The sequence below is a fragment of the Intestinimonas butyriciproducens genome, from assembly GCF_004154955.1.
GTDB classification, from domain to species: domain Bacteria; phylum Bacillota; class Clostridia; order Oscillospirales; family Oscillospiraceae; genus Intestinimonas; species Intestinimonas butyriciproducens.
The window spans coordinates 503,663-522,790 of the sequence record NZ_CP011524.1; the positions used below are offsets into that span (position 1 = coordinate 503,663).

The following is a 19,128-nucleotide window of genomic DNA, read 5'->3' on the forward strand; positions in this document are numbered from 1 at the left end:
AGTAAACCATCCCTTTCTGTCAAAACCATTTCATCTGAATGTCACCATCCAGCATTGACCATTTGAAAGTCTTGTCGCCCGGCAACAATATCCCGGCATCTTCAAGCGCAAACCGCCGGTCATAATCGTGTACTGTGTGGCCGTCCGGCTTAAAGCTCACTGGGCTGTCACTGTCCCATTTCATAAGTAATTTCCATAGATCAGGGTACATCTGCCGCAGCTTCCGCATCTGATCTATGCCTTGGTTATGGCAGAACCAGCAACCGCCGCGCGTAGCCGTCGTGTAAATCGGCGACAATAGCCCGGCGTATTTGCACCATAGGCCGCAATAATCTTCTTCCCATCCCAGTTCTACCAGCGGAAGAAGTACGCCCGGTTTGGTATGGCGCGCTATTCGCTCCCGCTCGTCAGCCGCTATTCCAAAGTAATGCACAGTATTTGTGTTCGCGCCCCGTGCGGCGCAGGCAGAAAAGCCCTCTGTTTCAGATCGCTGGTGCACCAATTTCCCTTTATCATCGGGAAGCCTCTTATCAGCGCACCCCCCCCGCGTTATCTAATGGGTTGGTTTTTAATCTGTCGTTGCACCAAGCGCCTTTCTGATACGGAAATCCCGCCGGACTGCCGCCAGTAAACTTTCCTCCGGGTTTTCTGTTCGGTACATGGTAAAAAAGCTGTTCGTATGTGCGCTTTGTTCCATCGGCATTTCGCGCGCATATATGTTCAACTTCAATGCCCCATCGGCGTTTTATTTCATCATCCGCATACTGCTTAAACTCGACCATCGGGGGAGGGTCTGCCGGAATCGTATCGGTTGCCCACACATCAGCGGTTACGATACGATGAAGCGGCCAGCCCAGCAGCTCGATTGCCCGCAGGCACGCCATGCTGTCTTTGCCATATGAAAGGCTCAATACATATTCTTCCGTAGGCATCCCCGCCGCCCTCCTTTGCTTGGTCTTTCTGGGCCGGTGCTGTTTTGTGCCCGCACAACCGGCCAAAGCGGGATGTATTTATTCGGAATTAGTGCGGCAATCTCCTGCCCATTGGCTTGCCATCGCTTCGGCAAATCCTTTGCAAAGTTTGCTTCTATTGGCCTGCCGATCTTTTCCACCTTTCATAAACCATGTTCCTGCTTCATGGCAGTTACATTCCGGGATTACGATATTGGTTGGTATAAGTTCAGGGAGGCCGTACAGCCATAGGAGCGTTTTTTTACTCCATTTGTGGCCGAATTGAAACGGTTGAATTGCCTGCGTCGGCGGGGGGTATTCAAATATCTTTGATGGCGTAGGGTTTTCGATTGCAATTTTCTCGCACTCGGCGTGGCGTATTGCTTCAAACAGCGCCTTACCACACATGCCCTTGTAGTATCGTTCAACATTCAGGTGATGGTGCCGGAACAGGTGCTTTGCGCCTGCATTTGTGGTATAGGTGCAGGGAGGAAAGGCAATAATCATATCCCATTGCCCGTTAATAACTACCTGCACCCCCCCCCCGCGTGGTAAAGCTGCAGTTCCCATTAAGGAGGGGGAGGCAATCGCCTTGAATGTGCCATTCGTCATGTCCCCCGGAGCACGGGAGGATGTCGCAGCTATATGCTTCATGTCCAAGCTCCCTTAATGCTATCGTGACCGCTTGGCTTTCCTCGCAAGCAACTAACACCCTCATTTTCCCGTTACCTCATCACAATGCGTCGCCATCATGTCAGCGAAGTGCAGGAGCATCGCCAGCGGGCAGGCATCGTATGCCTTGCCCAGCGTGTTCCAATCTCTTTCTCCGCTGTACGCGCCCATGTGCCAGCGGATTGCCAGCGTTTCATCGTGGGACAGTCTGATAAACTGTTGTGCAATGATAACGCTTTCCTCGCCATGCCCCAGCAGGCGGGTGTCGTCATAGGTGTACTTCCCGTTGTCCCCAGCGCGGTACTTCCCGATCTTGCACAGGTCATGGAGTAGCGCCGCTACCATAGCTTCTTTGGCGTTCACAGCCATAAACGCCGGGGTGTTGCACAGATCGCTCGCGTTCATCGCCACATTGATGGTGTGGCGGCACAGCCCGCCGGGCGTGTTCAGGTGGTGGCGGGCGCTGGCAGGGGCGGTAAAGAATCCAGCCGATTCCATCCACAGCAGCAGCGCCTTTGCGCCGGGCCGGTCGCCCAAGCACTCCGCATACATAAGGCGATACTGCTTTTCCGCATCCATTTCAGCGAAATCCATATCAGCAACAATATCCATGTCAATCCTCCTTTGGCTTCTCTCGGTAGGCAAGCCATGTCTTTCCGTATTCAGCAAAGCTAAATTTGTAGCGAGAATAACTCATGTTGTCCGTTGGAGGAAGCTGTGTACCAAAAGTCGGTTGTGGATAGCAAACCCACACAACGCCGTCAATCTGCCGTAGCTCGTCCAGCGTCAGCGGCACATTGAAAGCGTTGCGATTTGTCACGGTTTCCCGCCCGGCGATAGCAACGCTCAATTCCGACTTGCTATCGTGCAGTTCCTTGACCAGCGCCGCTTTCTCGTCAGTCAGATTCTCGATCATCCGCCGCAGCGCCGCATTTTCGGTCAGTAAATTTTCGATGGCATCCGCCGCCGCGATGCTGACTTTGTTTGCGCACTCGCACAGATCATCGGCAGGGTCGTTGCAGGGACATTCTTCACATGAGCTGTTGACCGCCGAGCAAAGGCGCAAGGCTTTCACGATTTCCGCGTAATCTCCCACGCTCACGCCCCCTGTTCCTGCTCCGCAAAATAGCGCTTCCACTCCTGACGGCGGCGTTCCTCCCGCATCGGTGCCTCCCGCTCCCACTGTTCCTGCCGTGCCTGCAGCTTGCGCAGGCGGAAAATGCAGCGTTCAAGACCACAGACAACAGCCCAGAGGCAGCGAATCAGCGCGCCGCAGCCCACCATTGCCAGCACTACCAGCCAAAGTGGGGTGCCGCCCTCCGCCCACGCTTCCGGCAGGCAGATGATGAACAGCCCGGCCAGAATGACGCAGCATTTCACGCTCTCACGCAGAGCGCACAGCCAAAAGATTTTGCGTTTCATTGTGCTTCCTCCTTATTTTGGGGACACCATGCCGGGATGTAGGGCAGGAATCGTTCAACTCCCACCACATATCCACAAGTGCTTCCCGGTGCAAAGCACCGAAAAGCCGTCTTTATTGGTGTCCATTCTTCCATCTTGATGAAACCGCAGCCCTCGCAGGTCTTTGAAAAGTCGGCCATACCGCCGCGATTATGTATGCTCATTCTGGCGCTCCCGCTCGGCTTTCCACTTTTCGTAGGCAGCCTGATTTTTCGGGTCGCTGTAAAACCTGTCCATCAGGGCGATCAAACTCCGCGCCTGCCACACGCCGATGATCGGCGGGCGTTCGGCGGTTATTGCCTGCGGCATTGTCAGCCCTCCTTATGCGCCCTGCCGGGCTTCGCTTCCCGCTTTCGCGGCTTCGGCTGCTGTCCCATGAACAAGGGCGGCTCCCTCGATGATGTAGCCCACTCTTTCCTGCACCGATTCGGGCAGCTTCTTCAACTGCTCGACCATGCGGCGAGCATCCATTTCCTTTTCGCTCATTGCAAACCCTCCTTTTTGGCTTGTCTTGTGTCCTATGCCAACCTTGTACCCCCATTATAGTAACCTCTGCCAACTTTGTCAACCCCTTTTTCACATTTACCAGTTGACTTTGCCAACATTCTGCATTATACTGTTGTCAAGAAAAGGGGTGAAACGAATGAACGACAGAGTAAAAGAGTTGCGCGCGGCACTTTCTCTTACATCAGAGGCTTTCGGCGCTCGATTGGGTGTAACAAAGGCTGCTATCAGTAAAATCGAAAACGGCTCGCGCTCCGTCACCGATCAAATGGTTCTCTCTATTTGCCGGGAATTTAATGTTAATGAAGCATGGCTGCGCAGTGGGCAGGGTTCCATGTTCCGGCAGGATAGCCAAAGCGTTCTCGACCGAATGGCAGACGAATACAGCCTGACCCGCCGCGAGCGCGCTGTGATCTCCGCCTTTTTGGAGCTTGATTCTACTGACCGCGCCGCCGTTATGCGCTATGTTGATAATCTGGTAGATAAGCTGGCACCGACCAGCGCCACCGTTGATGATGCCACCGCCGCCGGGATTGCAGCAATGCAAGACTACGCCCGCATGGTGGCCGAGGAAAAAGAAGCGGAGGAAAGATCGTCCACATCCGCCGGGTAATGTTGGATAACGCCGTGAACGATTGGCGGCGCAGGCATAAAAAATAGCCCGCCGGGAAGATTCCCAGCGGGCTTAATTTTACATAGGGGGTAATCCAATGCGTAAAATATGTTCTATGATAATCGCTTGCTTTTTCGTTTGTAGCTTGTTGGCCGGATGCGGCGGCAGCAATAAAATCTCTCCGCCGTTCTCGGTTGAAGAGCGAACAGGCTACACCGCCGAAGAAGCCATTTCCTTGTTTGAGGATGCCGGTTTTATCAACATTTCAACCGAAACGGTTTCCACTATATCAAGCAGCAAGATTGGTAAAGTTGATATGGTTACGATTGACGGCAGCTATACTTTTGGGAAGTACAGCAGTTTTGCGCCGGATGTCCCGGTTGTTATTTCCTATTATGTGGAGCTGGAAAGGACTGCGCCACAGGATGAAAACCCTGACCAGCGCTATGCTGACCGTCTGGACTATACCTTGGAGCAATACACCAGCATGAAAGCCGCCCTTATCGCCTGCGGCGTAACCGAAAACGATGTCAAAGCCGTTGCGCGCATCGGTAGTCACGAAGCCTGCCTTGTTCTTGGCAACTATTCTTTTACTATCAACTTCAATAATGACTACGAATGTGTGCAGATATGCAATGCTGATGCCGTATTTTATGAAGCCGGTGAAGTCCTGCTTCTTATTTCTGAATACATCAAGTAGGGGAGATTGGGATGGCAAAGAAAAAAGAAAGCCCCGCCGCCGGTGAGCGCCTTGCGGCGTACTACCGATACAGCGGGGGAGGCGGGCAGACCGAACAGAGCATAGAGGGCCAGCGCCGGGATTGCGAGGCATGGGCAAAAGCCCACGGCATGACGATCTGCCGGGAGTATATCGACCGGCATATCTCCGGCAAGACGGATAACCGCGCGCAGTTTCAGCGCATGATGGAGGACAGCGACAAGCACGCCTTTGACATCCTGATCTGCTGGAAAACTGACCGTCTCGCCCGGAACCGCTACGACAGCGCCATTTATAAAAGCCGCCTGCGGAAAAACGGGATAAAGATCGTCTATGCCGCCGAAAGCTCCGTGGATGGCCCGGAGGGCATCATTCTGGAGGGCTTGATGGAAAGCCTCGCGGAGTATTATAGCGCAGAGCTGTCTCAAAAGCTCCGGCGCGGCATCCGTGAAAGCGCCTTGAAATGTCATTCTCTCGGCGGCTACCATGCCCTCGGCCTGACCTCCAACAAGAACCATGAATTTGTGATCGACGAAACGCAGGCCCCGACTGTGCGCTATATCTTCCAACAGTACGCCGCCGGGCAGTCCTCCGCCGCCATCGTCGCCGATCTCAACGCCAAGGGCAAGCGCACGGCCACCGGCGGGGTGTTCAACAAAAACAGCATCATGCGCATTGTCACCAATGAGCAGTATATCGGCACCTATATCAGCAAGGCCCACAATGTCCGGGTGGAGAACGCCATCCCCGCCATTATCGACCGGGAGCTATGGGACAAGGTGCAGGCAATGGTGCAGTATAACCGGGCAGGGAGAGCGCCGCACACCAAGCGCGCCAATTATATGCTTTCCGGCAAGCTGTTTTGTAAGCTCTGCGACAGCTCTATGAAAGGTATCTCCGGCACCGGCAAGCACGGCGAGAAGCACTATTACTACGCCTGTTCAAAGCACACCATCCACCAGTGCGAAAAACACAATATCGAAAAGAGCTATCTTGAAAACCTGATTGCCTCCGCCACCGCTGATTATATCCTTGCCCCCGGCAAGCTGGAACAGATCGCCGACCGGGTGATTGCCGTCCAGCTCGCCGACCAGCACCGGGAAAATCCCGAAAAAGAAATGTTGGAAGCGGAACTGTCCGAAAATGTCCGAAAGCAAGATAACATCATGCGCGCCATTGAGGACGGAACCGGCAGCGCCCGGCTCTCTGCCCGGCTGCGTGATCTCGAAGAACAGGAAAGCATACTGCGCGCCCAACTGGCCGCCATTGATGAACCCGCCGCCGCGCCGGTCTATGACCGTGACCAGCTCATTTTTATGCTGTCCCAATTCCAGCGCGGCCCGGACGAACAGGACGAGGAATACAAGCAGCGGCTCATAGATACTTTTGTCCATGCCGTCTATCTCACTGACGAAATAGCCTTTGTGCAATTTAACATAACCGACCCCGAAAAAGCAGAAAGCACCACGCTCGAAAGCGTGATGCTTGATCTGCTCCACGGTAAACCCATCGCGGAAAACCCCAGTAATTCGGGGCTTTCCGCCGGGTTCGACCGGGTTTCACTTGGTGGAGGCGGGGGGAGTTGAACCCCCGTCCGAAAACGTTTGAACGGGAACTTCTCCGGGCGCAGACGGTTTTTTAAGATTCCCTTCCCCAAGCGCGAGCCGTCACGCTCAGAGGGTCGGTAGCTTCATGATGCATGGTGCGCTCAAAGCTTTGCGCACGCACGGTCCCCACTCAAATGACGCCCCAATCCGGCTCGTGGGCCTTCCGGTTGGAACGGTCGCGGGCTAGTTAGGCCGCGACGAGTTCGCAGTTATCGTTGTTCTTTAATTTATAAAGAGTGCCCGTTTTTAGAAGGTCAGGCGCCTTCGCCCGCTATTCCCGCCTCCGCGTCCCCGTCGAAACCGGTACGCCCCCATGTCGTCGGAGCAAGCTGCGCTCCGTTTCATCCGCCTAACGGCGGATATACACTCTGCTCCGCTGCTCCGACTCTCCCCGGCAAAGCCGCATTGCTGGGCTCCGCCGGGGTAACGTGGGAACGGGAGCAAGCTGCGCTCCGTTTCATCCGCCTGACGGCGGAAAAACCAAAATTGACGGCTGCCGCCTCAGGCCTTCTCCGGCGCGGGATAGTCCACACCGAAGGTCTCCACGGTGACGGCCTTGATCCGCTGCTCCGCCCGGGGGCGGTCCATGCGGTCCCGGGGCTGGTTCACGATGGCGTCGGCCACGTCCATGCCCTCGGTCACCTTGCCGAAGGCCGCGTACTCCCCGTCCAGGTGGGGGGCCTTCTCCACCATGATGAAGAACTGGCTCCCGGCGGAGTTGGGGTTCATGGCCCGGGCCATGGACAGCACGCCCCGGTCATGCTGGAGGCTGTTCGAAAAGCCGTTGTGGCTGAACTCCCCGCGGATGGAGTAGCCGGGGCCGCCCATGCCGGTGCCGTCCGGACAGCCGCCCTGGATCATGAAGCCGGGGATCACCCGGTGGAAGATGAGCCCGTTATAAAAGCCGGACTGCACCAGGCTGACAAAATTGTTGACGGTGTTGGGGGCCACCTCGGGATAGAGTTCGGCCACCATCTTTCCGCCGTTTTCCATCTCAATGGTCACAATGGGGTTCTGGGCCATGGGAAACACTCCTTTCTGTTGGGGGAGTATCGTAGAATACCACACTCCCCATGCCGTGTCAAGTGAGAATATGTGGATCTTACCGGCGCCGTTCCTTCAGGGTGCGGTCCATCTCCCGCTTGGCGTCCCGGGCGGCGGCGGCAGAGCGCTTGTCGTAGAGCTTTTTGCCCTTGCACAGGCCCACCGACAGCTTGATGTGGGGCCCGCGGAAATAGACCGACAGGGGCACCAGAGCGTAGCCGTCCTGCTTCACCTTGGCGTAGAGCCGGAGAATCTCCCGCTTGTGCATCAGCAGGCGGCGGGGGCGCACCGGGTCCCGGTTGAAGATATTCCCCTTCTCATAGGGGCTCACATGGAGGCCGTGGACCATCATCTGCCCGTCCTTGATGATGCAGAAGGAGTCCTTCAGATTCACATTGCCCATGCGGATGGATTTGACCTCCGTGCCGCAGAGCTCGATGCCGGCCTCATATTGCTCCTCCACGAAATAGTCGTGGTAGGCCTTGCGGTTGGACGCGATCTGCTTGACTGCCGCGTGGTCCAAGGGCGCGCCTCCTTTCCTGAGGGTGACGGTATGCCGTGCCGGGAAAACTGTGGGCCGCGGCAGCGGCCTGACCGGCAGAGATGATTATAACACATTCCGCCGGGCTTTAAAAGGGGTTTTTGTCCCCGGGGAGGGGCGGCACCGTGCTCCGGCGGTACCGGGCCAGAGGGAGGGGGACCCCCATCCACCGCGCCACCTGCTCGTCCGACCACTCGGCGCACTCCCGCAGGTCGGCATCGTCATACAGGAGGTCCACTGCGAAGCGGTGGGCCTCGTTTTCATATTTGTTGGCCACCATGCAGGTGTTGCGGTCCATAAACAGGCGGTTGAGGCCCCGGTGGAGGAAGTGGTGCCCCAGCTCGTGGGCGCACACCAGGCGCTGCTGAGGCTCGTCCAGGCAGGCATTGACATAGACAATGGTGCGCCGCTTCACATACTGGTGCAGGCCCCGCATCTCCACCAGCGGGGCGCGGATCACAATGAACCCAAGCTCCTCCGCAATGCGGAAGGGGTCCCGTGTGCCATGCTGCGCCGCCACTCTATTTGCGAGTGCCTTCGTGTCCATTCAAGCCTCCTCTTTGGGCCCGCGGTACTTTTTGGGGGTATAGGTCTCCTTGTTTCTCAGACGGGCGGCCTCCAGGCCCAGCTTCATGGCTGCGGTGAGAGAGTCCCTGGCCTCCGGGGACATGGGCACCCCGTCGAACATCAGGTCCCCGCTGTTCTCCAAGTCCCCCATGATGCGCTCCACCTCCCGGGCCACGTCACGGCGCTCCCGCTCCGTCAGGGTGGAGCGGCCCCGCCCGGCGGGCAGGTCCTCCAGCACCTCATAGGGGCTGACGCCGAAATACTCTGAGAGCTTCCGCACCACCTCCGGCGAAGGCTCCTTGGCCTCGTTGGCCTTCCACTTGGACACCAGGGACTTGCTGATCCCGGCCTCCACGGCGGCCCGGGTGGGGACCACGCCCTTCCGGCGGCAGAGCTCCAGAAACCGATCATAAAACACAAAATCACCCCGTTCCATTTGTGCACCCCGACAAAGTTCCCAAAATTCATAAAAATGGGTAGACAAGTTGAAAACAATGAACTATTATGAGGGCGGGAGGTTGAAAAACGAGAACTACAGTTGAATACTGGACACTAATGCATCCAGCATACCACATATGTTGCTGGTTTTCAACCAAAATCAAGGGAGAAGTTGAATTTTGTGCAAAACGATGAACGGATTTCCGGCTACAAGAGGAGGATACCAGATGAAGGGTCCCATAAAACGGACTTTTGAACGGGCGGGCCAGATTCCGCCGCCCTGGAGCGACCCCCAGGACCAACGCCCCTGGGCCTGGTGCCGGCGGTGCCTGGGCGAGATCTACGCCCCCACGGCGGACGGCGCGGCCCTGTGCCGCCAGTGCCGACGGGAGAAGCGGGGCAGAGGCGGGTGAAGAACAGCTTTGTGCTCTATCACGACTGGGAGGAGCCGGTGAAGCTCCTCACCGACGCGCAGGCGGGGGCGCTGTTCAAGGCCATCTTCGCCTATGAGAAGCGGGGGGAGGAGCCCCCGGAGGACCCGGCGGTGCGGATGGCGTTCCGGTTCATCCGGACGGCGCTGGACGAGAACCGGGTCAAGTACGAGGCCCGGGCGAGGAAGAACCGGGAGAACGGCCTGCTGGGCGGACGGCCCAGAAACCCAGTGGGTTCTTGGGAAAGCGGTAAAAGCGGATACTGAGTCTGCGTCTGTCTCTGACTCTGTATCTGCTCCTTTCTGAGGAAAGGAGGCGCGAGGACGTTTGGGCGGATTTGTGGAAAACCCGGTGGAAAACCGGGAGAGAGGAGGTGGGGATCGTGCGGGACCCCATGGGATTTCGGGGCGTGCGGCCGGTGGACCCGGACTGCTACGCCCAGCCGGGGCGGCGGCCCTGGCGGGAAGCGGAGAGACCGGCCAGGGCGGAGCGGGGCGGCGAGCCCCAGTGGAAGATCGACTACTGCCTGGAGCGGTGCCCCCTGCCGGGGGAGAAGTGCCGGGGCAGAGGACTCTGCCCGGCGAGAGGGAGGAGCGGGAAGCATGAGTAAACCGAGGTACGACTGGTGGAGCTACGTAAAGGGAATGATCCGGCGCTATCCGGAGCTGCGGCGGCGGTACGGCGCGCTGCGGGAGGGGCGGCTGACGGCGGACTACTCCGGGATGCCCCGGGGCGGCGGAGACGGGCGGGCGGTGGAAGGCCTGGCCATCCGGGAGCTGCCCAGCACCAGCCAGCGGGAGTATGAGGCCGTGCGCCGGGCGGTGGAGACCACCGAGCACTACCGCAACGGGCAGGAGCGGCTGAAGGTGATCGAGCTGGTGCTGTGGAAAAAGACCCACAACCTCCAGGGCGCCGCCCTCCAGATCCCCTGTCATGTGGACACCGCCAAGGTCTGGCATGGGGATTTTATCCGCCTGGTGGCCAGCTATTACGGCCTGATGGATGAGTAAGAAGCGCGGAGTGCCTGGGAACAGGCACAAAAAGGCCGCCCCGGGAGGGGCGGCAAAGGAAATGTATGGGGGAGAACAATGGGAGGCGGTCAGTTCTTGGTGCGTTTGGCGACGCGGAAGAGCCAGATGCTGCCGATGATGCCCGCGATAGCGCCGAAGACCATCCAGGTCTCGGGAAGGGCCAGACCACAGGCCAGCGCTATTAGACTCATAAATAACAAGGAAGAAGCTGTGTAATAAAAAAAAGCCTTGTTGCTTATCAAGAAGATCACTCCCATTCAACCTGATAATCCAATGATAACAGAATTTAAAAACGCGGTCAAGGAGAGGAGACAATACAGATGGCGGAGGGTATCAACACGAGGGAACTGAACAAGGGGTCCGAGAGACGATAAAAGGGCTGAGGAAGGTCACGTTCAAGCTGACCCTGCAAGGAGAACAACGGGAGGCGGTCAGTTCTTGGTGCGTTTGGCCACACGGAAGAGCCAAATGCTACAAGGAATGCCCGGAATACTCGCAACGATCATCCAGGTCTCGGGAAGGGCCAGACCGCAGAGCAGCGCCAAAAGACTCATAAGCAATAAATTGGTAGCAATGATATAGAAAAATGCCTTGTTACTCAAGAAGGTCCACCTCCCCAGCAGGATAACACAATGTTACCAGAATTTAAAGATACAGTCAAGGAAAGGAGAAACACAGATGGCGGAGAGCATCCATATCAAAGAACTGAACAAGGGGATACGAGAGACGGTGAAAGGGTTACGGGAGGTCACGATTAAACTGACCCCGCTGGAGGAAGCGCTGCCGGAGGTCACCCAGGGCATCGGCAAGCTGGAGCACGGCGCGGAGGAGGCGGGCTCGACCCTGGCGGAGAGCGGGAAGCGATTCACCAAGCCGGAGGACGGCGGGGAGGCGGGGACCTCCAGGCTGGCGGGCGGCATATCAAAGGCGGCACTGGACAATCTGGTCAAATCAGGAATGTGGAGTACGATAGGCAGGACGACCAGCGCCGCGGCCGAGGCAGGGTTCTCCAGCCTGTTGGGCGACACGGCGGGGAGCATGGCGTCCCACATCGTGTCGGACGCGGGGACCGGGCTGATGTTCGGGCTGCTGAACGCCACGGCGGCGGGGGGCGGCATCGCGGCCAGCGCGGCCACAGCGGCGGGCGGCATCGCCGGCGCGATGGGGGGCCTGGGGAGCGTTCTGGGCGGCCCGGTCGGGGGGCTGGTGGTGGGCGCCCTGTTCGGCGTGGCGGAAGGGATCGTGGAGTCCTTCGAGAAGCAGGACCAGGCCTTCCAGGACTATGTAAAGAGCCAATACGACCGGGTGATGCAGGAGCAGCAGGCCATGCTGCAGCGGGGCACCACCCTGGCGGCGGCGGGAGACGAGGAGTACCAGGCGGCCATGCGCGGCCTGGAGGAGGCCCAGAACGAGCTGGAGAAGCTGATGGGTCAGGGCTTTATCGACACCCGCAAGGATGGAATCCAGGCGCAGAAGGAGTGGCTGGAGGAGCAGACCAAGCAGAAGGAAGAGGGGGAAACCGGGCTGGGGCTGGGGGACGCCTACGGGCTCATCGGCTCCTTCCAGGCCTCCCTGGAGAACGACAAGGAGCGGCTGGAGCGGGATGCTCTGAGCATCGTGATGGGAGATGGGGAAAAAATCAGCAGCTACCAGGACAGCGCCCAACGGGAGCGGCTGGAGGAGCTGCAGGCCCAGTACCAGGCGCTGGAGGAGCAGTACGGCGCGACCGACAGCGAGGAGATGCAGAGAAAGATCGGGGCAAAGATGGGGGCGCTGCTGGCGGAGGCCCAGATCATCGCCGCCAACGAGTACAACGCCTCCGAAGGGGCCCAGCTCATGCAGGAGTCCAACCTGGCGCTGGTACAGGGCATCCGGGACGACTCGGTGCTGCAAAAGGAGTATTACAACGCCGGGTACACGATGGGAGAGGAGTTCAGCCAGGGCATCCTGGCGGCCAGGATGGAGAACGCCTTCTCCCCGGTGGACTACGGCCTGGCCCCGGAAGAAGGGGGGGCCGGAATCGGCTCGGCAACATCGGAGCCGGAAAACAATGCGATCCCATCGGCATACAAGGTGAAGGCGGACAGCGGCATCCATGGGCGCTATGCCTACGGCCTGGACTATGTGCCTTACGACAACTTCCCGGCCCTGCTACACCAGGGCGAGCGGGTGCTGACGGCCTCCCAGGCACGGTCCGCGGACCGGGGCGGCGGGGTAAACGTGACCTTCTCGGGACCGGTCACCGTCCGGGAGGAGGCGGACCTGGACCGGCTGGCGGCCAAGCTGGCCGAAAAGGTGGCCCGGGCGGCCCTGCTGCGGGGCTGAACGGGACCTTCCGTCCATTACAGCGGAGGCAGCACAGTGAGCATGGCAAGCCCGCCGGTGACGATATAGGAGAAAGACGCGCTCTCCCCGTTGAAGAAATTCATGGTGCCGTCGGTAAAGGCGGCATTCGCAATATCAAGGGATTCGTCCAACGACGCGATTTCCTCACTGGAGGAAAAGCCGCCGGTGACGACCGCAAGGTAGCTGCCGAATACTTTGGCATCGCTCTCACTCAGTTGAGAAGAATCTCCAGTGAGGAATACCTGTGTAAGTTCGCCGGAATCCTTGGCCTCATACAGAATGCAGCTGGCGCCGGGACAGATGCTGTAAGAGTACGCCACCAAATCCCCGTTTTCGGCATCGGGCAGTTCAGATATGTCCGGATCATTTTCAAAGGCGTTGGGAAGATCGCTGGAGGAAAACGTATTGGACATGGCCTCGGCCATAGCGGAGCGGGAGAGGCCAAACGTGGCGCCGGTATAGGGAGTCACCTCGCCGGCAGGAGGAGCAGAGACCGCAACAACGGGAGACTGGCCGGGATCGCCCGTCGGAGCAGGCTGATCGGAAGAGGCAGAGCCGCAGGCGGCTGTGAGGGTAAGGCACAGGGACAGAGTCAGCAGGCAAGAGAGCTTTTTCACTGTAAAATCCTCCTATTCATTGTTTGGATTTGTGAATATTTACAAATCCCTTGCAAGTATAGCACAACTGTAATGGATCAGCAAGAGCATCGTGACAGTGCGAAGCGCGGAGACGGCACCAAAAGGGGCCCCCGCAAAGCCGCAAGGCAAATCGGGGACCCACGAAAGGCAAAACGCCTTTCGTGGGAGAGCCGGAGGCCATCCCACCACCGGGGGGCCAAAAAACCGTGGTAGGATGACATAGCTGAAGCAAAGGAGGGATGTCATTGGAGACGGAAGAGAGGATCGGCCCGGAGGGCTACACCCAGGCGGCGCTGGAGGCCCTGGCCGACATCGCCCTGGGACGGAAGTCCTACCCCGCCCGGGACAAGGACGGGCGGGAGGTCCCCTGCCAGCCCACGGTGGCCGAGCGGCTCAAGGCGCTGGAGCTGCTGAGCCGGTGGAGCGGGGAGGCCGGCACCGGAGCCCGCGCAGAACCGGCCAGGATCGTGGACGATGTGTGAGATCAGATGCTCCTCCCTCCTGGCCCCGGCCTTCCACTGCGTCCACCGGGATGTGAAGGCGGGGGGACACACCCACTACTGGCTCCCCGGCGGGCGGGGCTCCGGCAAGTCCTCCTTCGTGGGGGTGGAGATCCCCCTCTGCCTCATGCGGGACGCCCAAAAGGGCGTGATGAGCCACGCCGTGGCCCTGCGGCGCTACGGCGTGACCCTGCGGGAGTCGGTCTACGCCCAGCTCCTGTGGGGGGTGCACGCCCTGGGGGCCGGACGGCTCTGGGAGGCGCGGCTCTCCCCCCTGTCCCTGTGCTACCGCCCCACCGGACAGCGCATCCTCTTCCGGGGCGCCGACGACCCCATGAAGCTCAAGTCCATCCGACCGGAGCGGGGCTACATCAAGTATGCCTGGTACGAGGAGGCCGACGAGTTCGAGGGGGAGGAGAAGGTCCGGGCCGTCAACCAGTCCCTGATGCGGGGCGGGGAGGACTTCGCCTTCTTCTACACCTTCAACCCGCCCCGCAGCGCCCGGAACTGGTGCAACCAGTATGTGAGGGGGGAGCACCCCGGGACCCTGGTGCACCGGACCGACTACCGCACGGTGCCCAGGGCCTGGCTGGGAGAGCCCTTCCTGCTGGAGGCCGAGCACCTGCGCCTGGCCAATCCCCAGGCCTACGCCCGGGAATACCTGGGGGAGGTGACGGGCACCGGCGGCGAGGTGTTTTCCAACGTGACGCTGCGGACCATCTCCGAGGAGGAGATCGGGCGGTTCGACCACATCCGCCGGGGGCTGGACTGGGGCTACGCCGCCGACCCCCTGGCCTACAACGTCTGCCACTACGACCCCGTCCGGCGGCGGCTCTACCTCTTCCGGGAGCTCCACCGGGCGGGGCTCACCAACCGCAGGACCGCCCTCCTCCTCCGGGAGGAGGGCGGGGAGGGGCGCATCGTCTGCGACTCCGCCGAGCCCAAGAGCATCGCCGAGCTGCGGGACTACGGCCTGCGGGCCGTGGGGGCCCGCAAGGGAGCGGGGTCCGTGGCCTTCGGAATACAATGGCTCCAGGACCTGGAGGAGATCGTCATCGACCCCGCCCGCTGCCCCGAGAGCGCCCGGGAGTTCACCGGCTACGAGCTGGAGCGGGACCGGGACGGCGGCTTCCGGGCCGGATTCCCCGACCGGGACAACCACCACATCGACGCCGTGCGCTACGCCTGCGAGGACGATATGGCGGGCCCGGCGCTGCATATCCTGAAGTGAAACGGGCTCCGGCTCCACGGCCGGGGCGACAGAGCGGCGGCAGCCGCGACGACGAGAGAGGAGGAGCAGGGACCCGGAAGCAGGGCCCTGCGGCACAAGATGACATACACACAGACCGAGCTGGTGAGCGCGGCCCTGGCCGACCCGGACCGGGCCCCCATGCGCCTGCATGAGATCGTCAGCGAGGAGATCCGGGTTTTTCAAAGCTCGCCCCGGTACCGGGAGCTGCTGGAGGCCGACGCCTACTACCGCAACCGCTCCGACGTGCAGCGCAAGGCCGGCAACGGGCCGGGGCGCTCCAACGTCCGGCTGGAGCACCCCATCTACAAAAAGCTGGTGGACCAGAAGGCCCGCTACCTCCTGTCCCGGCCCTGGGCGGTGGAGACGGAGGACCGGGCCTATGGACAGGCCCTGGAGGAGCTCTTTGACGCCGGGTTCCGGCACACCGTGAAGGCCCTGGGGCGGGATGCGGTGAAATCGGGGGTGGCCTGGCTCCAGCCCTATATCGGCCCGGCGGGGAGGCTGGAGTTCCTCCGCCTGCCCGCCCACGAGGTGGTCCCCCTGTGGCGGGACGCCGGGCGGAGCGAGCTGGACGGCTTCCTCCGGGTCTACCCCCAGACCGTCTACGCCGGGCGGGAGGCCCGGCGGGTGGAGCGGGCCGAATACTGGTCCGGGGACGGCCTGCGGCGGTTCCTCTGCGCCGACGGCAGCGGGCGGTTCCGCCCCGACGGGGAGCCCGAGCCCCACTTCACCCTGGGGGGCCGGGGCTACAACTGGAGCAGGGTCCCCCTGGTATGGCTGCGCTACAACGAGGAGGAGCTGCCCCTGTGCCGCTATGTCCGGGACCTCATCGACGACTACAACTGGCAGACCTCCGTCACCGCCGACGCCCTACGGGACGTGGCCAAGTTCGTCTACATCCTCAAAAACTACGGCGGGGCCGACCTGGACGAGTTCGTGCGGGACCTGCGGCAGTGTCTGGCCGTGAAGGTGGAGGGCGACGGCGGCGTGGACAAGCTCCAGACCGACCTGGACGTGTCGGCGGTGCTGGCCTTCCTGGAGCGGGAGCGGCGGGACCTTTTCGATTTCGCCTCCGCCGTGGACACCAGGGACCCTGACCTGGGCAGCGCCTCCGGCACGGCGCTGGGCTTCCGGTACATGGATCTGGACGCCGACTGCGCCGACCTGGCCGACGAGCTCCAGGCCGCCTTCCGGCGGCTCAAGCCCTTCCTGGACACCTGGCTCCAGGCCACGGGCCGGGGGGACTTCTCCGGCGCGGCGTTCCGTGTGGAGTTCAATATGGATATGCCGGTGAACGAGAGCGAGGTCATCGCCAACGTCAACGCCAGCCGGGAACTGTTGTCCCCCCGCACCCTGCTGGCCAACCATCCCTGGGTGGCCGACGTGGAGCGGGAGCTGCGGGAACGAGAGGAGGTGAACCTATGATCGCGGAACCCATTCGGGCCCTCCTGGGAGAGGACCTGGCGGGGCGGGTGGAGGAGGTCCTCCGGGGTGCGGGACCGGAGGGCGGAGACCTGGACCTGGTGGCGGGCAACGACGGCAGCTATCTCCCCGCGGGGGAGGTGGAGCGGCGCCTCCGCACCGCCGCCCTGCGGGCGGGTCTGGCCGGGCTGGTCCACGACCCCGACGATATCCTGCCCCTGGTGGACCTGGACGCGGTGGAGACCGACGGCCGCGGCGGCCTCCGTACCGACCTGGAGGCTCTGCTCGCCCCCATCCGGACCGCCAAGCCCTACCTCTTCCGGACCGGGGAGGCGGAGCCGCCGGTCCTGGCCGGCGCCGTCCCCGCGCCCCCCGGCGGCGCGCCCCGCAGAAGCTATACCATGGAGGAGCTGGGACGCCTTACCATGGAGGAGTACAGAGAAGCGCGGAGGATAGGCGCGCAGGGGAACTAAGGCGTCATGGAGACGAAAAAACAGGTTGGCCGGAGGCCAACGGCATTTTTCGCGGAATGACGGCTTAGTGACCCGTGGGCGCGCCCAATCCGCAGCGTGACAGCCCCGAAGCGCGCAGGGGGGCTGAGGCGGGACAGAGCCGGCTTCAGAACAGGCCCGCGCCCTCCGGGATAGAAGCTCCGCAGGAAACCATCACAACAAACAGGAAAAAGGAGAGGAATTACAATGGCAAACACATTTCTGACCCCCAGCGTCGTCGCCCGGGAGGCCCTGATGGTGCTGGAAAACAATCTGGTCATGGCGAATCTGGTCCACCGGGACTACTCCGATGAGTTCGTCCAGGTGGGCGACACTGTGACCATCCGCAAGCCCGCCAAGTTCACGGCCAAGAACTTTGCCGGCGCCATCGTCCGGCAGGACGCCTCCGAGGGGAGCGTGGCCGTGAAGATCGACCGGCACCGGGACGTGTCCTTTGAGGTGACCAGCAAGGAGATGACCCTGGACATCAAGGACTTTTCCAGCCAGCTCATCGCCCCCGCCATGCGGGCCATCGCCCAGGCGGTGGACGAGGACCTTCTCAACGAGTGCGCCAACATCGCAGCCTCCGTCCAGGCCACCGCAGATCCTTCCGATCTGGCGGATCTGGCCGCCCTGGCCAAGACCCTGGACGCGGCCATGGCCCCCCTGGATCAGCGCAGACTGGTGCTCTCCACCGCACACAAATACCGCTATGCCCTCACCGACAATCTCTCGAAGGTGGCCTACGCGGGCAGCGGGGAGACCCTGCGCAACGCCGAACTGGGCCGTGTGTACACGCTGGACACCTACATGGACCAGAACTGCCCCGACTCCCTGTCCGCCGCCCCCGGCACCGCCGGGGCCTACCAGGTGACCGGTACGGCGGGGGCGACCGTCGTGGCCCTTACGGGGGTGAGCGCCGCCACAGCCACCGTGAAGAAGGGCGACTGCTTCATCCTGGACGGCTACCGCTACCACTTTACCGAGGACAAGACCGCCGTCTCCGGCGCTGTGGCCCAGGTGGGCATTGACTGTGAGCTGGTGAAGGATTACACCAACGCCGACGCCTATGTGGTCTCCAAGCCCCACTCCCTGGCCTTCCACCGCAACGCCATCGCCCTGGTCACCCGCCCCCTGGCCCTGCCCATGGGGGACGACCGGGCCGCCATCATCAGCGGCAACGGCCTGGGCGTCCGGGTGGTGTACGGCTACGACCAGGATACGAAAAAGGACACCGTATCCCTGGACGTCATCTACGGCATCCAGACCCTGGACGACACCCTGGCGGTAAAACTGGTGGGGTAAAACAAAGCGCGGAGCCGCACGGCGAAACAGAAAGGAAACGGATGGGATGGACCACGTGAATGAACGGCTTGTCCGGCTCAAGCATCTGCTGGGCATTGTGGAGGAGGAGCAGGACGGACTGCTGAGTACGGCGCTCCAGGCCGTGGAGGACCAGGTGCTCAACTACCTGGGCCGGGAGGAGCTCCCTCCGGAGCTGGAGCGGGCGCTGCTGCTGATGACGGCCTCCTATTGGAAGGGGGCGGCCCTGGGCGGCGGAGCCGCAGCGGGGCCGGTGGCCTCTGTCAAGCGGGGAGACGTGTCCACCTCCTTTGCCGTGAGCGGCGGAGCCGCGGCGGGAGCAGGGACCTTCGAGCTCGCGGACGGGGGCGCCTTCTTCGGCTGGCGGGAGACCCTGAACGGCTATCGAAAGCTGAGGAAATAAGAAGCGCGGAGCGCCCGGGAGCAGGGCGACAGCGAAACACGGAGACGAAAAAACAGGTTGGCCGGAGGCCAACGGCATTTTTCGCGGAGTGTTGAGCAGTTGTCCGTGGCGGAGGGCGCGGAGCGTGACAGGAGAGAAGCGCGGAGCGCCCGGGAGCAGGGCGACAGCGAAACACG

Annotated in this window: 29 protein-coding genes and 1 other RNA gene; 14 read left to right on the forward strand and 16 right to left on the reverse strand. The window is 61.2% G+C overall.

The window, feature by feature from the left end:
• Positions 1-19 precede the first annotated feature (19 nt).
• From SRB521_RS02540 to SRB521_RS15965, 8 genes are all read right to left on the reverse strand, one after another.
• On the reverse strand, positions 20-502 hold the full coding sequence (locus tag SRB521_RS02540) for a hypothetical protein (RefSeq protein WP_116721369.1): 483 nt from the start codon (positions 500-502) through the stop codon (positions 20-22).
• A gap of 28 nt (positions 503-530) precedes the next feature.
• Positions 531-932, reverse strand: coding sequence for an adenine nucleotide alpha hydrolase family protein (locus SRB521_RS02545; protein ID WP_116721368.1), 402 nt, complete (start codon positions 930-932; stop codon positions 531-533).
• A 78-nt stretch (positions 933-1,010) separates the two neighbouring features.
• A complete protein-coding gene (locus SRB521_RS02550) occupies positions 1,011-1,604 on the reverse strand; it encodes a DNA cytosine methyltransferase (RefSeq protein ID WP_243647714.1) in 594 nt (197 codons plus the stop codon).
• Positions 1,605-1,664: 60 nt separating this feature from the next.
• The gene (locus SRB521_RS02555; protein ID WP_242976494.1) at positions 1,665-2,234 is read right to left on the reverse strand and encodes an HD domain-containing protein; all 570 of its coding nucleotides are present in this window, start codon (positions 2,232-2,234) and stop codon (positions 1,665-1,667) included.
• Position 2,235: 1 nt separating this feature from the next.
• Positions 2,236-2,718, reverse strand: a complete 483-nt coding sequence (locus SRB521_RS02560) for a hypothetical protein (protein ID WP_116721367.1) — start codon at positions 2,716-2,718, stop codon at positions 2,236-2,238.
• A 2-nt stretch (positions 2,719-2,720) separates the two neighbouring features.
• The gene (locus SRB521_RS02565) at positions 2,721-3,044 is read right to left on the reverse strand and encodes a hypothetical protein (protein WP_116721366.1); all 324 of its coding nucleotides are present in this window, start codon (positions 3,042-3,044) and stop codon (positions 2,721-2,723) included.
• Positions 3,045-3,233: 189 nt separating this feature from the next.
• On the reverse strand, positions 3,234-3,392 hold the full coding sequence (locus SRB521_RS15960; RefSeq protein ID WP_165366537.1) for a hypothetical protein: 159 nt from the start codon (positions 3,390-3,392) through the stop codon (positions 3,234-3,236).
• Positions 3,393-3,404: 12 nt separating this feature from the next.
• Positions 3,405-3,569, reverse strand: coding sequence for a hypothetical protein (locus SRB521_RS15965; RefSeq protein ID WP_165366538.1), 165 nt, complete (start codon positions 3,567-3,569; stop codon positions 3,405-3,407).
• A 157-nt stretch (positions 3,570-3,726) separates the two neighbouring features.
• On the opposite strand from SRB521_RS15965, the gene SRB521_RS02570 reads away from it, so the two are divergent.
• The 3 genes from SRB521_RS02570 to SRB521_RS15970 all read left to right on the forward strand — a co-directional run bounded on the left by SRB521_RS02570 (position 3,727) and on the right by SRB521_RS15970 (position 6,504).
• Positions 3,727-4,200, forward strand: coding sequence for a helix-turn-helix domain-containing protein (locus tag SRB521_RS02570; protein ID WP_116721365.1), 474 nt, complete (start codon positions 3,727-3,729; stop codon positions 4,198-4,200).
• A gap of 97 nt (positions 4,201-4,297) precedes the next feature.
• Positions 4,298-4,900, forward strand: coding sequence for a hypothetical protein (locus SRB521_RS02575; RefSeq protein WP_116721364.1), 603 nt, complete (start codon positions 4,298-4,300; stop codon positions 4,898-4,900).
• A gap of 11 nt (positions 4,901-4,911) precedes the next feature.
• A complete protein-coding gene (locus tag SRB521_RS15970) occupies positions 4,912-6,504 on the forward strand; it encodes a recombinase family protein (RefSeq protein ID WP_165366539.1) in 1,593 nt (530 codons plus the stop codon).
• On the opposite strand, the gene ssrA is transcribed toward SRB521_RS15970, so the two are convergent.
• The 5 genes from ssrA to SRB521_RS02615 all read right to left on the reverse strand — a co-directional run bounded on the left by ssrA (position 6,483) and on the right by SRB521_RS02615 (position 9,113).
• Positions 6,483-6,838: a transfer-messenger RNA gene (ssrA, locus tag SRB521_RS02595) on the reverse strand. The genes SRB521_RS15970 and ssrA overlap by 22 nt on opposite strands.
• A gap of 188 nt (positions 6,839-7,026) precedes the next feature.
• A complete protein-coding gene (locus tag SRB521_RS02600; RefSeq protein ID WP_075705206.1) occupies positions 7,027-7,548 on the reverse strand; it encodes a peptidylprolyl isomerase in 522 nt (173 codons plus the stop codon).
• A gap of 79 nt (positions 7,549-7,627) precedes the next feature.
• Positions 7,628-8,092, reverse strand: a complete 465-nt coding sequence (gene smpB / locus SRB521_RS02605; protein WP_033118894.1) for an SsrA-binding protein SmpB — start codon at positions 8,090-8,092, stop codon at positions 7,628-7,630.
• Positions 8,093-8,198: 106 nt separating this feature from the next.
• Positions 8,199-8,657, reverse strand: a complete 459-nt coding sequence (locus SRB521_RS02610) for an ImmA/IrrE family metallo-endopeptidase (RefSeq protein ID WP_116721362.1) — start codon at positions 8,655-8,657, stop codon at positions 8,199-8,201.
• Positions 8,658-9,113, reverse strand: a complete 456-nt coding sequence (locus SRB521_RS02615; protein ID WP_116721361.1) for a helix-turn-helix domain-containing protein — start codon at positions 9,111-9,113, stop codon at positions 8,658-8,660.
• 229 nt (positions 9,114-9,342) lie between these two features.
• Between SRB521_RS02615 and SRB521_RS02620 the strand changes: the two genes are divergently transcribed.
• The 4 genes from SRB521_RS02620 (at position 9,343) to SRB521_RS02635 (ending at position 10,556) form a co-directional block, all read left to right on the forward strand.
• A complete protein-coding gene (locus SRB521_RS02620; protein ID WP_052082854.1) occupies positions 9,343-9,528 on the forward strand; it encodes a hypothetical protein in 186 nt (61 codons plus the stop codon).
• A complete protein-coding gene (locus SRB521_RS02625) occupies positions 9,525-9,812 on the forward strand; it encodes a DUF6291 domain-containing protein (protein ID WP_052082853.1) in 288 nt (95 codons plus the stop codon). Before SRB521_RS02620 ends, SRB521_RS02625 begins: the two co-directional genes overlap by 4 nt.
• Before the next feature lie 71 nt (positions 9,813-9,883).
• Positions 9,884-10,156 carry a hypothetical protein gene (locus tag SRB521_RS02630; protein ID WP_075705208.1) on the forward strand — a complete coding sequence of 91 codons (273 nt, stop codon included), beginning with the start codon at positions 9,884-9,886 and terminating at the stop codon, positions 10,154-10,156.
• A complete protein-coding gene (locus SRB521_RS02635; RefSeq protein ID WP_033118891.1) occupies positions 10,149-10,556 on the forward strand; it encodes a hypothetical protein in 408 nt (135 codons plus the stop codon). The genes SRB521_RS02630 and SRB521_RS02635 overlap by 8 nt, the downstream gene beginning before the upstream one ends.
• Before the next feature lie 89 nt (positions 10,557-10,645).
• Here SRB521_RS02635 and SRB521_RS16620 read toward each other — a convergent pair whose 3' ends face one another.
• Together SRB521_RS16620 and SRB521_RS15980 are read right to left on the reverse strand one after the other, a co-directional pair.
• Positions 10,646-10,768 (reverse strand): hypothetical protein, encoded by a 123-nt coding sequence (locus SRB521_RS16620; RefSeq protein WP_276329411.1) that lies wholly within the window; start codon positions 10,766-10,768, stop codon positions 10,646-10,648.
• Between the two features lie 240 nt (positions 10,769-11,008).
• Entirely contained in the window at positions 11,009-11,179 is a 171-nt protein-coding gene (locus SRB521_RS15980) for a hypothetical protein (RefSeq protein WP_156113809.1), read from the reverse strand.
• A gap of 76 nt (positions 11,180-11,255) precedes the next feature.
• Here SRB521_RS15980 and SRB521_RS02640 point away from each other — a divergent pair, with 76 nt between their 5' ends.
• Positions 11,256-12,902, forward strand: coding sequence for a hypothetical protein (locus SRB521_RS02640; protein ID WP_116721359.1), 1,647 nt, complete (start codon positions 11,256-11,258; stop codon positions 12,900-12,902).
• A 17-nt stretch (positions 12,903-12,919) separates the two neighbouring features.
• On the opposite strand, the gene SRB521_RS02645 is transcribed toward SRB521_RS02640, so the two are convergent.
• Positions 12,920-13,540, reverse strand: coding sequence for a hypothetical protein (locus tag SRB521_RS02645; RefSeq protein ID WP_033118889.1), 621 nt, complete (start codon positions 13,538-13,540; stop codon positions 12,920-12,922).
• A 266-nt stretch (positions 13,541-13,806) separates the two neighbouring features.
• Between SRB521_RS02645 and SRB521_RS02650 the strand changes: the two genes are divergently transcribed.
• The 6 genes from SRB521_RS02650 to SRB521_RS02675 all read left to right on the forward strand — a co-directional run bounded on the left by SRB521_RS02650 (position 13,807) and on the right by SRB521_RS02675 (position 18,952).
• The gene (locus SRB521_RS02650) at positions 13,807-14,043 is read left to right on the forward strand and encodes a hypothetical protein (protein ID WP_033118888.1); all 237 of its coding nucleotides are present in this window, start codon (positions 13,807-13,809) and stop codon (positions 14,041-14,043) included.
• Entirely contained in the window at positions 14,036-15,292 is a 1,257-nt protein-coding gene (locus SRB521_RS02655; RefSeq protein ID WP_116721358.1) for a PBSX family phage terminase large subunit, read from the forward strand. Before SRB521_RS02650 ends, SRB521_RS02655 begins: the two co-directional genes overlap by 8 nt.
• A 99-nt stretch (positions 15,293-15,391) precedes the next feature.
• Positions 15,392-16,738: a phage portal protein gene (locus tag SRB521_RS02660; RefSeq protein WP_116721357.1), complete on the forward strand. Its 1,347-nt coding sequence runs from the start codon at positions 15,392-15,394 to the stop codon at positions 16,736-16,738.
• Positions 16,735-17,208, forward strand: a complete 474-nt coding sequence (locus SRB521_RS02665; protein WP_075705213.1) for a hypothetical protein — start codon at positions 16,735-16,737, stop codon at positions 17,206-17,208. The genes SRB521_RS02660 and SRB521_RS02665 overlap by 4 nt, the downstream gene beginning before the upstream one ends.
• A 225-nt stretch (positions 17,209-17,433) precedes the next feature.
• Positions 17,434-18,531 carry a major capsid protein gene (locus SRB521_RS02670; RefSeq protein WP_075705214.1) on the forward strand — a complete coding sequence of 366 codons (1,098 nt, stop codon included), beginning with the start codon at positions 17,434-17,436 and terminating at the stop codon, positions 18,529-18,531.
• A 46-nt stretch (positions 18,532-18,577) separates the two neighbouring features.
• Positions 18,578-18,952 carry a phage head-tail connector protein gene (locus tag SRB521_RS02675; protein WP_075705215.1) on the forward strand — a complete coding sequence of 125 codons (375 nt, stop codon included), beginning with the start codon at positions 18,578-18,580 and terminating at the stop codon, positions 18,950-18,952.
• Positions 18,953-19,128 lie beyond the last annotated feature (176 nt).

Coding starts and splice junctions, on each gene's coding strand:
- SRB521_RS02565 (WP_116721366.1), bottom strand. CDS start 3,044: ATGAAACGCAAAATCTTTTGGCTGTGCGCTCTGCGTGAGAGCGTGAAA.
- SRB521_RS02675 (WP_075705215.1), top strand. CDS start 18,578: ATGGACCACGTGAATGAACGGCTTGTCCGGCTCAAGCATCTGCTGGGC.
- SRB521_RS15960 (WP_165366537.1), bottom strand. CDS start 3,392: ATGCCGCAGGCAATAACCGCCGAACGCCCGCCGATCATCGGCGTGTGG.
- SRB521_RS02615 (WP_116721361.1), bottom strand. CDS start 9,113: ATGGAACGGGGTGATTTTGTGTTTTATGATCGGTTTCTGGAGCTCTGC.
- SRB521_RS02640 (WP_116721359.1), top strand. CDS start 11,256: ATGGCGGAGAGCATCCATATCAAAGAACTGAACAAGGGGATACGAGAG.
- SRB521_RS02570 (WP_116721365.1), top strand. CDS start 3,727: ATGAACGACAGAGTAAAAGAGTTGCGCGCGGCACTTTCTCTTACATCA.
- SRB521_RS02660 (WP_116721357.1), top strand. CDS start 15,392: ATGACATACACACAGACCGAGCTGGTGAGCGCGGCCCTGGCCGACCCG.
- SRB521_RS16620 (WP_276329411.1), bottom strand. CDS start 10,768: ATGAGTCTAATAGCGCTGGCCTGTGGTCTGGCCCTTCCCGAGACCTGG.
- SRB521_RS02610 (WP_116721362.1), bottom strand. CDS start 8,657: ATGGACACGAAGGCACTCGCAAATAGAGTGGCGGCGCAGCATGGCACA.
- SRB521_RS02665 (WP_075705213.1), top strand. CDS start 16,735: ATGATCGCGGAACCCATTCGGGCCCTCCTGGGAGAGGACCTGGCGGGG.
- SRB521_RS02635 (WP_033118891.1), top strand. CDS start 10,149: ATGAGTAAACCGAGGTACGACTGGTGGAGCTACGTAAAGGGAATGATC.
- SRB521_RS02550 (WP_243647714.1), bottom strand. CDS start 1,604: ATGAAGCATATAGCTGCGACATCCTCCCGTGCTCCGGGGGACATGACG.
- SRB521_RS02620 (WP_052082854.1), top strand. CDS start 9,343: ATGAAGGGTCCCATAAAACGGACTTTTGAACGGGCGGGCCAGATTCCG.
- SRB521_RS15965 (WP_165366538.1), bottom strand. CDS start 3,569: ATGAGCGAAAAGGAAATGGATGCTCGCCGCATGGTCGAGCAGTTGAAG.
- SRB521_RS02575 (WP_116721364.1), top strand. CDS start 4,298: ATGCGTAAAATATGTTCTATGATAATCGCTTGCTTTTTCGTTTGTAGC.
- SRB521_RS15970 (WP_165366539.1), top strand. CDS start 4,912: ATGGCAAAGAAAAAAGAAAGCCCCGCCGCCGGTGAGCGCCTTGCGGCG.
- SRB521_RS02655 (WP_116721358.1), top strand. CDS start 14,036: ATGTGTGAGATCAGATGCTCCTCCCTCCTGGCCCCGGCCTTCCACTGC.
- SRB521_RS02555 (WP_242976494.1), bottom strand. CDS start 2,234: ATGGATATTGTTGCTGATATGGATTTCGCTGAAATGGATGCGGAAAAG.
- SRB521_RS02670 (WP_075705214.1), top strand. CDS start 17,434: ATGGCAAACACATTTCTGACCCCCAGCGTCGTCGCCCGGGAGGCCCTG.
- SRB521_RS02545 (WP_116721368.1), bottom strand. CDS start 932: ATGCCTACGGAAGAATATGTATTGAGCCTTTCATATGGCAAAGACAGC.
- SRB521_RS02600 (WP_075705206.1), bottom strand. CDS start 7,548: ATGGCCCAGAACCCCATTGTGACCATTGAGATGGAAAACGGCGGAAAG.